General features: G+C 66.6%; 9 protein-coding genes and 2 pseudogenes. 4 read left to right on the top strand and 7 right to left on the bottom strand.

The features are described from left to right. Positions 1–37: 37 nt before the first annotated feature. From NF616_RS14455 to dinG, 5 genes and pseudogenes are all read right to left on the bottom strand, one after another. Positions 38–730: pseudogene (locus tag NF616_RS14455) on the bottom strand (OmpA family protein); the annotation flags it as partial. A gap of 23 nt (positions 731–753) precedes the next feature. Then, on the bottom strand, positions 754–1,899 hold the full coding sequence (locus NF616_RS14450) for a serine hydrolase domain-containing protein (protein ID WP_252273992.1): 1,146 nt from the start codon (positions 1,897–1,899) through the stop codon (positions 754–756). Between the two features lie 178 nt (positions 1,900–2,077). Then, a complete protein-coding gene (locus NF616_RS14445; RefSeq protein ID WP_252273991.1) occupies positions 2,078–4,360 on the bottom strand; it encodes a beta-agarase in 2,283 nt (760 codons plus the stop codon). A gap of 89 nt (positions 4,361–4,449) precedes the next feature. Further along, positions 4,450–5,274, bottom strand: coding sequence for an SDR family NAD(P)-dependent oxidoreductase (locus NF616_RS14440; protein ID WP_252273990.1), 825 nt, complete (start codon positions 5,272–5,274; stop codon positions 4,450–4,452). Positions 5,275–5,300: 26 nt separating this feature from the next. Then, positions 5,301–7,448 carry an ATP-dependent DNA helicase DinG gene (gene dinG, locus NF616_RS14435; RefSeq protein ID WP_252273989.1) on the bottom strand — a complete coding sequence of 716 codons (2,148 nt, stop codon included), beginning with the start codon at positions 7,446–7,448 and terminating at the stop codon, positions 5,301–5,303. Positions 7,449–7,530: 82 nt separating this feature from the next. Here dinG and NF616_RS14430 point away from each other — a divergent pair, with 82 nt between their 5' ends. Continuing rightward, positions 7,531–7,995: a CopD family protein gene (locus tag NF616_RS14430; protein WP_252273988.1), complete on the top strand. Its 465-nt coding sequence runs from the start codon at positions 7,531–7,533 to the stop codon at positions 7,993–7,995. 55 nt (positions 7,996–8,050) lie between these two features. Here the strand turns inward: NF616_RS14430 and NF616_RS14425 are convergent, their stop codons facing one another. Further along, the gene (locus tag NF616_RS14425) at positions 8,051–8,788 is read right to left on the bottom strand and encodes a PA1041 family peptidoglycan-binding anchor lipoprotein (protein ID WP_252273987.1); all 738 of its coding nucleotides are present in this window, start codon (positions 8,786–8,788) and stop codon (positions 8,051–8,053) included. Positions 8,789–8,917: 129 nt separating this feature from the next. Next, positions 8,918–9,280, bottom strand: a pseudogene (locus NF616_RS14420) (OmpA family protein); the annotation flags it as partial. Positions 9,281–9,712: 432 nt separating this feature from the next. Here NF616_RS14420 and NF616_RS14415 point away from each other — a divergent pair. From NF616_RS14415 to NF616_RS14405, 3 genes are read left to right on the top strand one after another with little or no spacing between them, the layout of a single operon-like run. Beyond that, on the top strand, positions 9,713–10,210 hold the full coding sequence (locus tag NF616_RS14415; RefSeq protein WP_252273986.1) for a DUF6231 family protein: 498 nt from the start codon (positions 9,713–9,715) through the stop codon (positions 10,208–10,210). 4 nt (positions 10,211–10,214) lie between these two features. After that, positions 10,215–10,688 carry a YchJ family protein gene (locus NF616_RS14410; RefSeq protein ID WP_252273985.1) on the top strand — a complete coding sequence of 158 codons (474 nt, stop codon included), beginning with the start codon at positions 10,215–10,217 and terminating at the stop codon, positions 10,686–10,688. Positions 10,689–10,746: 58 nt separating this feature from the next. Further along, complete coding sequence (locus NF616_RS14405; RefSeq protein ID WP_252273984.1) at positions 10,747–11,862, top strand: hypothetical protein; 1,116 nt, start codon at positions 10,747–10,749, stop codon at positions 11,860–11,862. The last annotated feature ends 15 nt before the right edge of the window (positions 11,863–11,877 follow it).

The raw sequence follows: 11,877 nt of genomic DNA, 5'->3' as shown, positions 1-11,877 counted from the left end.
CTTCAATGATGCCGCGAGCTTACTGGGCCTTGTCCTTCTTCTTTTGATCTGCGGCAACCTGAGCCACCGGCAGGTTGCTGGCGCCCACCGGCGCCGGCTGGTTGTAGCGCGCCAGCAACGCCACCAGGGTCTTCTGCGGGGTCAGGAGAATCTCCACGCGGCGATTCAAGGCGCGGCCGGCGGCGCTGTCGTTGGCGGCGCGCGGCATGTCGGAGCCGACGCCCTTGAGCAGCAGGCGGTCGCGCTGCAGACCGCTGAGACGGAAGATCGAGGCCACCGCCTTGGCGCGGTCTTCGCTGAGTTTGCGGTTGGTGTCGACCTGGCCGGAGCTGTCCGCATGACCGAGGATCAACACGCCGGTGCGCTTGTCGGTCTCGAGGATCTTGGCGACCTTGGTGAACGGGCCGAGTACCGCCGGCATCAGCATGCTCGGGCGGTCCGGGTTGAAAGAGCTTTCCACGGGGGCGGTCACCACCAGCAGGTTCTCGCGGCGCTCCAGCTCCATCTTGCTGTCTGCCAGCGCAGCCTTGAGGCGCGGCTCATATTCGTCCAGCCAGGCATTGGTTAACTCGTGATCGATCTTAGGCGGCGCCTTCTTGGCCGCGGCTACCGGCTTGTCGCTGCCACCGAAGGGCCACCAGCTACTGGTGCCCTCCTCCTTCTTCTCGGAATTGTTGGCGCAGGCAGCCAGGCTGAGGCAGCAGAGCAGGACGAGTGTTTTCTTATGCATGGTCAGATCTTCCCCCAGGCAAGTTACAGGCATTGGCCCAGCGCACGCGCCAGCTTCTGCGCACGCGGGTCCATCAGTACATATGGTCCGAGACTATTGGTGACGAAGCCAAAGGCGACCTCGCGTTCCGGGTCGGCAAAGCCGACGGAGCCACCTGCCCCCGGATGACCGAAGGCCTTGCGGCCCAGGCCGTAGGTGGCATTGGCCACGTCCGCCTGGTCGAGCATGCAGCCCAGGCCCAGGCGGGTGGCGGTCAACAGCGTGCGGTCTTCGCCGCAGGAATGTTCACGGGTCATCTCGCCGAGCAGCTCCGGCTCGAGCAGGCGGCCGTCCAGCAGCGCCGCGTAGAAGCCGGCGAGCGAGCGAGCGTTGCCGTGGCCGTTGGCCGCCGGCTGCTGCATGCGCCGCCATTCCGGCTTGTTGGTGCTGGTAAGGATGGACGGCGGATTGGCGAAGGCGCGGGTGCTCAGCGCCGCCGGCTCGCTCATCATGCGCTTGAGCAGGCGCTGGGCGGCGGCGTCACCCATGTCGCCCTTCTTGCGGGCGATGTGGGATACGCGGTGGAACTCCTCGTCGGCCAGGCCCACGTGGAAGTCCAGGCCCAGGGGCTTGGCGATGCGCTCGACGATGCACTCGCCCGGGCCGCGGTCGTCGACCCGGCGCAGTAGCTCGCCAACCAGCCAGCCGTAGGTGACGGGGGAATAGCCGTGGGCCTCGCCCGGTGTCCACCAGGGGCGCTCGGCAGCCAGCGCGTCGGTCATCTGCTGCCAGTCGTACAGCGCCTCGGCCGGCAGCGGCGCATGGAGGGCCGGCAAGCCGGCACGGTGGCTGAGCAGCTGGCGCAGGGTCACGCGCTCCTTGCCGGCGGCGGCGAACTCGGGCCACCAGTGCGAGACGGGCGCGTCCAGCTCCAGCTTGCCCTGTTCAACCAGCTGCAGGGCAGCAACGGCGGCGAAGGTCTTGGTGCAGGAAAACAGGTTGAGGATGGTATCACTGTGCCAGGCCTCGGCACCGTCCTTGTCGGTAGTGCCGGCCCAGATGTCGACGACGGTTTCGCCGCCGATCTGCACGCACAGGGCGGCGCCTCGTTCCTGGGGATCGTCGAACAGTTCGACGAAGGCATCTTTGAGCGCTTCGAAGCGCAGGTCGAAATGGCCCTGGATCTGCAACCTGTAACTCCTCGGGTCAGAATGGCCGGCATTGTTTCAGCACCGGCTGCGCATGGGAATCCTGGCGCTTTGTTCAAGCCACGCGGTCAGACCAACGGTCCGAACCGACGGTCCGAACCAACGGTCTGCCGCCCGAAGGCGCCATGCGGCGCTCCGGGCAGGACATTGAGCTTGCGAATCAGGGTTTGGCTGGTGCCTGCGCCTCGGCCGGCTCGACCTTGGGCAGCAGTTGCTTGGGCACCTCGAGGTTGGCCTTGCGCACCGCCTCGACGAAGCCCTGCCAGGGCCGGTCGGTGATGGCGACCAGGCCGAAATGGCCGTTTTCGCCGTCGAGCAGGCGGCCGCTAGCCGGCTGGTCCAGATACTGGAACCAGTGCACACCGACGATCGCAGGCTCCTCGAGCGCCTTGGCCACGAAGTGGGCATAGGCCGGGCCGCGCTCCTCTTCTTTGTACACTTCCGAAACGCCGCCCCAGAACGGGCCGCGATCACGCGAGCCGAAGTGGAACTCGGTGACCATCAGCGGCTTGTCCAGCGCCCGCAGGGTGGCGAAGTCGTAGCCGTGCTGCGGCTCCTTGACGTAGAAGTTGAAGCTGAGCACGTCACAGTACTGGGCACAGGCCTCGATGGCCTCCGGCGTGGCGATGGCGAAGCGGCCGCCGAGCAGCATGTGATTGGGCGAGTGCCACTTCAGCGAGTCGGCGATGGTCTTGAAGTAGGTGGTGGCGAACAGGCGCTGGAAGTTCTGCAGATCCTTCTCGATCTGCGGGAACTCGGGGCTCGGCATTGGCGGCTCGAAGCCCGGGTCCTCCATCAGCTCCCAGGCCTTGAGCTCGATGCCCCAGGCCTTGGACAGGCCGTTCTGGTTGCGGTACTTGTCGCGCAGCTGCTTGAGGAAGGCGCGCTTGGCCGGCACGTCAGTGGTCAGGCGCAGGGTGCCGTAGGCCAGGGCGTAGCGCGATTTCGGATCGGTGCCGGGCGCCGCCCAGGCCAGCTCGTTGTCGGCGAAGAAGCCGAGCAGCCAGGGGTCGTCGCGACGGTCGCGGGTGGCGATGGCGATGGCGCGCTCGGCGGCCATGGCAAAGCGCGGGTCGAACGGATCGGGCATGCCGCCCCACCAGTCGTGACCGGTGCTGATGGTGGCGTAGTCACCGGAGATCGACAGCGGGATGCTGTACGGCATGCGCTGGGCCTTGCCCAGGGTGTCGTCGCTCCAGTTGCCCAGGGTGTTGAAGCCCCAGGCCTGCAGGCGGTCGAGGGAATGCTGGGTCCAGCGATCGGCATCGAAGCCCGGGGCCGGGCATGGCGCCAGCTCGGCCGGCGCCGGCGTCGCCGCCAGCGGCGGTTGCGCCGTCGCACAGGGCTCGGCATAGCTGCGCTGCAGGTTGGCGCGGTAGAAGTCGTACCAGCGCCCCTGATCGAAGGCGCGACCGCGGCTGGCACCGCTGTTGCTGCGGCTGTCGCGGCTGCCGTAGTAGGCGGCCAGCGGCTCGCCGTCCTTGGGCAGCGCGGCGAACATGCCCTCGCGTCCTTCCACGTAGGTCTGGCTCTGCCAGGCGCTGACCGCGTTGACGCCCAGCGAATAGAAAGGATTGCCCTCGGGCGTGACCAGGTACCAGCGGCCGTCGCGCTTCTCGGTGCGGAAGAAGCCCTTGGCCTCGAAGGTCGGGCCGCCGATCCAGCCGCCGAACTTGTCCTGCTGCGGGCGCTCGGCCAGCCAGGTCCTGATCTGCTCGCGCTCCCGGCCGGCGCCGTCGCGCAGCTGCTGGTCCTCGACGACCTTTTCGGGCCACTGGCCGCGGGCGTACTGGCCGTAGGCGTCGATGATCTCGGTGTACACGGCCTTCTGCGCAGCATCGCCAGTCTGCACCCCGAAGCGGCCGAGAAGGATGCTCTGCGGCGCGTCCGGCTTGCTCATGCTCAGGGTCACGGCGCTGACCTGAGCGGCGGTGAGTTCGCCTTCCACCGTCTCGGCCAGCAGTACGCGCTGCCCCTCGACGCTCACCGGCATCGGCGGTGCGGCGCGCATGCCGTGGGTCCGCGGCGAGGTCGCAGCCAGCGGCACCAGCAGGGTCTGTGCCGGGCCCGCCGGCAGGGCGATGCGACTGGTCAGCACTTTGCCGTCGCGGCTCTCGATGCGCACCTCGAGGGTGATGGCCCAGTCCATGGCGTTCTGTAGACGCAGGCTCATGGCGCCGGCCTGGGACCAGTCCCAGTCACCGCTCTGCGGGCTCAGGCGCAGGCTGGGGTTATCGGCGGCGTTGAAGGTGTAGCGGCGCAGTACCTCGCCCTCGGGCGTGGGTTCGGCGGTCAACTCGGGGAAGCTGGCGGCCTGGTTCTCGACCTTCACCACATCGGTGGGCTTGATGAAGCTGAACAGGGTCTGCTGGCCCTCGGGGGCAGCCAGAGCGGGGGCGGCGAAATTGAGGGCGAATACGAACGGGAGGTAACGGCGAATCATCTAACAGGCACTCCGAAGGACGCCCAAGTAGACAACAAGCACGGCGTTAGTTGCCAGTAAGTTTTGCCTCGGCGAGGGCGCCGCCGCGCTCACATCGCGCGCGCCTTCAGCCGGTCAAGCAGGCGATCCGGCAGCAAACGGTTGAGCACGCGGAACAGCCTGGCCGGCACCGTCACCGGGTAGCGGGTGCGCGGCACGCGACTGTCCAGCGCCTGCAGCACGGCATCGGCCACCGCCTCGGCCGGCAGGGTGTACTTCACCGCGGCGCCCTCCCTGGCCAGGCGCTCCTCCATCAGCGCGTAGCGGGAGGCATGGGCGCCACGGCCGGTGTCCACATGCTTGTGCAGGGCCAGCAGGCTGTTGGCGCGGAAGCGCGCGATGATCGGCCCCGGCTCGATCAGTACCGCCTTGATGCCGCTGCCGGCCAGCTCCAGACGCAGGGTGTCGACCAGCCCCTCCATGGCGAACTTGGAGGCGTTGTAGGCGCCTCGCAGCGGCAGCGCCGCATAGCCGAGCACCGAGCTGTTGAACAGGATGCGGCCATGACCCTGACGGCGCATGATCGGCAGCACCGCGGCGGTCAGCTCGATGGGACCGAACAGGTTGCTCTCGAACTGCTCGCGCCAGGCCTGCCGCGGCAGATCCTCGATGGCACCGGGCTGGCCGTAGCCGGCGTTGTTGAACAGCGCGTCCAGGCCGCCGCCACTGCGCTTCAGCACCCAGGCCAGGGCGGTGGCGATGCTGGCAGAATCATCCAGGTCCAACTGCACAGCCTCGAAGCCTTCGGCCTGCAGGCGTTCGACATCGGCCACCTTGCGTGCGCTGGCGAACACCCTCCACCCGGCGTTACGACAGGCCAGCGCCGTGGCGTGGCCGATGCCCGAGGAACAGCCGGTGATGAGGATGGTGCGCATGGCCAACTCGCTGACAGGTGAAAGGATCACGCGATCTCGCGGCGGAATGGCGGCAAGGCGTTGAGGATGGCCTTGCCGTAGCGCTGGGTCACCACGCGGCGATCCAGCAGGGTGATGGTGCCCCGGTCGGCCTCGGTACGCAGCAGGCGACCGCAGGCCTGGATCAGGCGCAGGGAGGCGTCGGGCACGGCGATCTCCATGAACGGATTGCCGCCGCGCGCCTCGATCCACTCGGCCAGGGCCGCCTCGACCGGGTCGTCCGGCACGGCGAAGGGGATCTTGGCGATCACCACGTGCTCGCAATAGGCACCGGGTAGGTCGACGCCCTCGGCGAAGCTGGCCAGGCCGAACAGCACGCTCTCTTCGCCATCGTCGACCCGCGCCTTGTGCTTGTTCAGGGTTTCCTGCTTGGACAGGTTGCCCTGAATCAGCACGCGCTTGCGCCAGTCGCGGTCGAGGCCGTCGAACACGTCCTGCATCTGCTTGCGCGAGGAATACAGCACGAGGGTGCCGCGGGCGCCCTTCACCAGCTCGGGCAGGTCGCGGACGATGGCGGCGGTGTGAGCGGCAGCGTCACGCGGGTCGGCCTTAAGGTCCGGCACCCGCAGCAGCCCGGCGTCGGCATGGTGAAACGGGCTGGGCACCACGGCGGTGACCGCCGCCCGGGGCAGGCCGGAACGCATGCGAAAGCGGTCGAAGGTGCCGAGCGCGGTCAGGGTGGCCGAGGTCACCAGGGCGCCGTAGGCGACATTCCACAGGTTGCGACGTAGGGTCTCGGCGGCGAGGATCGGGCTGGCGTTGACCTCGATATCGAAGGCCGCGCCACTGTCGGCCAGGGTCAGCCAGCGCGCCATCGGCGGGCTGTCTTCCGGGTCCTCGACGGTAAAGGCGGTCCACAGCTCCCAATTGCCCTGGGCGCGAGCCAGCAGGCTGCCGAATAGCGGATACCACTCCTCGGCCTGGTGACTGGCGATGCCGAGGCTGGTGCCCTCGTCGTCCATCGCCTGTTTGAGCAGTTCGGTGAGGCGAGTGAACACATCGGTGAGCTTGGCGAAGCCCTTCTTCAGCTCGATACCCAACTCGCGCAGGTGCTCGGGTACCAGGCCGCCCTCGAAGCGGTGACGCGGGCGCTCGCGGCCTTCCATGTCCTCGCCGGCACGAAAATCCGCCAGCTGCTCGCAGGCGCTGAACATGAACTGTTGCTGGGTGCGCAGCTCGCGGGCCTGCTCGGGCACCTGCTCGATCAGCCGACCGAGATCGCCGGGCAGCGGATGCTGGGCCAGCAGCTTGGTCAGGTTCTTCTCCACCTGGCCGAGCCAGTCGGCGGTGCTGCGCAGGCGTGTGAAGTGGGCGAAGTGGCCGATGGCCTTGTCCGGCAGGTGGTGGCCTTCGTCGAACACGTACAGCGTCTCGCGCGGGTCCGGCAGCACGGCGCCGCCGCCCAGGGCCAGGTCGGCCAGGACCATGTCGTGGTTGGTGACGATTACGTCGACCTTGGTCATGCCTTCGCGCGCCTTATAGAAAGCACACTGCTGGAAATTCGGGCAGTGGCGGCTGGTGCACTGGCTGTGGTCGGTGGTCAGGGTGCCCCAGACCTGGTCTTCCAGCTCTTCGGGCCAGCTGTCGCGGTCGCCGTCCCAGCGGTTGCCGGCGAGCTTCTCGATCATCTTGCTGTAAAGCTTCTGGCTCTGCTCGTCGACGTCGATGCGAAAGCCTTCTTCCTCGAACATCTGCGCCGTGGCGCTCTGCGCCTGGCCTTCCTGCAGCAGCATGTCCAGCTTGGACAGGCACAGGTAGCGGCCGCGGCCCTTGGCCAGGGCGAAGGTGAACTGCAGGCCGGCGTTGCGCATCAGGTCCGGCAGGTCCTTGTGCACGATCTGCTCCTGCAGCGCCACGGTGGCGGTGGCGATCACCAGGCGCTTGCCAGCGGCCTTGGCGGTAGGGATGGCAGCCAGGCTATAGGCAACCGTCTTGCCGGTACCGGTACCCGCCTCCACCGCGACCACAGCGGGTTCGCCATCACGCTGACCTTCGTCGTTGTGCTTGATCGTCCCCAGCACCTTGGCCACTTCGGCGATCATCAAACGCTGGCCATAGCGGGCCTTGAGCCCCTTGGCTTCGAGGAAGCGACTGTAGGCGCCCTGGATCTGGGACTTGAGTTCGGAGCTGAGCATGGGCGCGGGAAAAGGCTGGATAAATTTTCAGTAGTTTACCGATAGGTTATGCTCGCGCGCCATCGTTAACCGGAGTCTGCCGATGACCGTCTTCTCTGCCCTCTACGCCGTGCATGTGCTGGCCGCCCTGGTCTGGGTCGGCGGCATGTTCTTCGCCTGGATGATCCTGCGCCCGGCCGCGGTGGCCAAATTGCAGGCGCCCGAACGCCTGCCCTTGTGGCTGGAGGTGTTTCACCGCTTCTTTCTCTGGGTGTGGATCGCCGTGCTCGCACTGCCGGTAACCGGCATGGGCATGCTGCACATGCGCTTCACCGGCTTCGAGACCGCGCCGCGCTACGTGCAGGTGATGATGGGGCTGTATCTGGTGATGCTGGCGCTGTTCCTGCGGGTACGCCTGCTGCAGTTGCCGCAACTGCGGCGCGCCGTGGAGACGCAGGACTGGCCCGCCGGTGGCGAAGCCCTGGGACGCATCCGCCGCTTGGTCGGCAGCAATCTGCTGGTGGGATTGGCGCTGGTGGCGATCGCCGCCGCGCGCCCGGGCTTCTGAATCGACTCCCGCGCCACCGACAGGTGACGCGGGAGTGATCACAGCAAGCGTTTTGCTAGGGCCGCGCCTCGACTTCCGCCTCGACCCGGCGGTTGATGGCTCGCCCCTCTTCGGTGCCGTTGTCGGCCACCGGTCGCGACTCGCCATGCCCCACCGAAGACACCCTGTCGCTCGCCAAACCATAGCGATTGACCAGTTCGTCGCGCACGGCATTGGCGCGCCGTTCGGACAGGCTCTGGTTATAGGCGTCGGTACCCATCGAGTCGGTATGGCCCTCGACGGTGGTGGTGGTCTGCGGGTACTGGCTCATGAAGTCGGCCAGGGCCTTGATGTCAGCCTGGCTTTCTTCCTTGACCACGGACTTGTCGAAGTCGAACTTGACGTCCAGCTCGACGTGTACCGGTTCTCCGGCGTCGACCACGGGTTCGGCGGGGGTATCGGGAGCGGTGTCCGGGTAGGTCGGCAACGGGCAACCGTTGTGGCGTACCGGCGTGTCGGGCGGAGTATCGGGGCAGCGGTCGCGGCGGTCGAACACGCCGTCGTCGTCCTGATCTCCATCCTGGGCATAACAGATCAGAGTTCCGATGACCGCACCGGCCACCGCACCTCCAGCTGCCCAGGTAGAACTTTCGATTGCGCCGAGACCTCCTCCGGTCAGGCCACCAATCGCCGTGCAAATGGGCCAGTTCCCTTGGTTGAGCGGCGCATCTCCCGTACTGGAAGTCGTGACGCAACCAGAGAGAACACTGCTGACCAGGAGAAGGGGTAGAACTACCCTTGGGATGCTTCTCATGGCGGGATCTCCAGTGTCACCGGTTCGATTACCGGTAACACTGCAGTAAAGACCCGCCACTCGAAGTGTACAAGCCGGCCTCAGCGGCGCGGCCGCGCCATGCGGCGACCGCTCGCTGGGATGAGGCGCTTAGGGGCGAGCCTCGACTTCGGCTTCAACGCGACGGTTGATGGCGCGGCCTTCGTCGGTAGCGTTGTCAGCCACCGGACGGCTCTCGCCATAACCCACCGAGTTCACCCGATCGGCGCCCACGCCATACTGGTTGACCAGTACGTCGCGAACCGCGTTGGCACGGCGCTCGGACAGACCCTGGTTGTAGGCATCGGTGCCGACGGCGTCGGTGTGACCTTCAACCACGGTGGTGGTTTGCGGGTACTGGCTCATGAAGTCGGCCAGGGCCTTGATATCGCCTTGGCTCTCTTCCTTGACCACAGACTTGTCGAAGTCGAACTTGACGTCCAACTCGACGCGTACCGGCTCGGCCGCTTCGGGGGTCGGTGCGGTTTCCTCGACGACCACGGTCTCCTCGACCACAGCCACCTGCTCTTCGGCACCGTGAACCCAGCAATAGGCAGCGGCCATGCCGGCGCCCACCAGGGCACCGCCACCGGCCCACTCGGTGCTTTCGATCGCACCCAGCGCGGCGCCGGTCACACCGCCCACGGCGGCGCAAGTCGGCCAGTCGGTTTTCTGGATGCCGGCACAGCCGGTCAGCAGGCCGCTTGCCAGGATCAGGGGTACAGCTTTCCTTGTGATACTCATCTTCTTAGGTCTCCTGTAGGGAATCGGCGTGAAACCGACAGCAAAGAAGTAAAGATGGCTTCCTTACTATCCGCCAGTTATAGGCACTTTCCATACCACGGTCCATAGGCCAACGGCGCACAGCGCGATAGTCTTGGCATTCACCCCCGGAAGCTTCGCGAAATGACCCAAGTTCTCTCCTCTCGTACACCGCAGCAGGCCCTGGCCGCCCTGCTCGATCATCATGCCCCGCAGCGTTTGCTGCTGGTCGGTGCCAGCCAGTTACCGGCGCTGGCTGCCTTCCGCGAGGCCCATCCCGACACGCTGCTGGCGCAGGCTCCTGCCGGTCCTTTACCGGCTGAGCTGGCGGCCCAGCGCTACGATCTCGCACTGGTGGTGGACTGCCTGGAACACCTGCCCAAGCGAGTCGCCCTGGAGCTGCTGGGTGGTATCCGCAACCTCAACGCGAGCCGACTTGCTGTACTGGTCGATCTGGCCGCCTGCGATTGGCAGGAAACCGACTTCTTCGCCCTGGCACTGCAGGCCAGCGAGAGCTTCGGACGCGAAGGTCAGACGCTCACACTGTTCACATACGATCTACGCGACTACAAACAGGTTCCGGATTGGCTCAACGCGAAGTTTTGGGCCAATCCCGAGAACTTCGGAAAGTACTGGTGGTGACCCTATGAATCCGGCCTGTCCCTGCGGCAGCGGCGACGAGCTGAACGTCTGCTGCGGCCCGTATCACCAGGGCGCCGCGGCGCCCTGCGCCGAGCATCTGATGCGCTCGCGCTACAGCGCCTACGTGCTCGGCCTGGTCGATTACCTGGTGGCGACCACCCTGCCCGCCCAGCAGTCGGCACTCGACAGGGACGGCATCCGCGCCTGGAGCCTGGGCAGCACCTGGCTCGGGCTCGACGTTGAGTCGAGCGAGCTGATCGGCGCCCAGCCGGAGCACGCCTTCGTCACCTTCATCGCGCGCTGGCATGATGACGCTGGCGAGCACGCTCACCGCGAACGCTCGGCCTTCGTCCAGCGCGACGGCCGCTGGTACTTCCTCGATCCCACCGCACCCATCAAGGCCGGGCGCAACGACCCTTGCCCCTGCGGCAGCGCGCAGAAATTCAAGAAGTGCTGCAGCGGCTACCTGAGCCCCTAAAACTCTGCTTCAGTTGTTGGCAGAACCCGGCGGGGACCGGGCCAACAAGGAGAAGTAGATGCACAAGCACAGTGGAACGGCGGCCGCCCTGGCCGTCTTGCTGTTCGCGGGCGCCATGTCTGCCCATGCGGATGATGTAAAGGTCGACCTGGGCAGCAGCGAGCGGGTCACCCGCCTGTTCGCCTATCCCAACAACTGCAGCGTGATCTGCTACCGGGACTGGACGCTGGAGCAGACCGTCGAGCATTACCTGAAGCAGAGCCTGGAGCGCGACGGCCTCAGCGGAGCCACGGTCGAGGTCAGCCGCGATAGCGACGGCCTGAGCGCCCGCTTCGGCGGTGTGCCGGCCAACTACGGCAAGCCGCTGACCGACCTGCTGAACGCCGGCGACCTGGCCTACACCGGCGCCAGCAAGCTCAACGGCGACGGCAAGTGGCAATACAGCTGGTACTTCTTCCTGCCCCTGGGCATGGCGCTGGAGAACCGCAAGAGCGTCGAACTGCTGCATTTCCCGCCGGACTATTCGCTGACCCAGGCGCAGGACTACCTGGAGTCCAAGACCACCGATCGCTGGGCCGGGCTGCTCACCGAAAACGGCGTGGCGGCGGCGCAGACGCCGGCCTACCAGACCATCATCGACATCGCCCCGATCGCCGCCCCGGCCAGCGCCGGCAGCGACCTGGAGGGCGTCTACGACTATTTCACCGACTACCAAAAGACCATGGTCGCCGAACTCACCGCGGGCGACGGCGCGACGCTGCCCATGGTCGCCTTCGGGGGCCCGGTTCGCACCTGGGTCAACAAGCAATACGGGGCGAATATCGGCGTGCTGGGTCTGGACGAAATCAGTCCGGCGCCCGGGCAAAAAGTCCCGGTGCTCGGCGCCAATCACCCGAGCTACATCTGGTACGCGGCCGATCCGGAAAACTACGGTGGCGATCAGGCCAAGGCCGACGCCGCCGGGCTCAAGGTGATGGGACAGGACATCAGTGCCGCCTGCTGGCAGGCCGGCATGGGCCAGAACCCGGCCGCCGACCCGCAGCAGACGCTGAATGCCTGCACGCAGAAATGGCAGGTGACCGACAAGGTGCAGACCTGCGAGTTGTTCTACACCTCGGTGCGCAACCTGACGCCGCCACAGGCCGAGGCCAAGTGCGCTACCAGCAAGAGCTGATGCCAGATGCTACAA

The organism is Pseudomonas subflava (assembly GCF_023823685.1).
Taxonomy (GTDB): domain Bacteria; phylum Pseudomonadota; class Gammaproteobacteria; order Pseudomonadales; family Pseudomonadaceae; genus Aquipseudomonas; species Aquipseudomonas subflava.
This window is presented reverse-complemented; position numbering and strand designations above follow the sequence as displayed.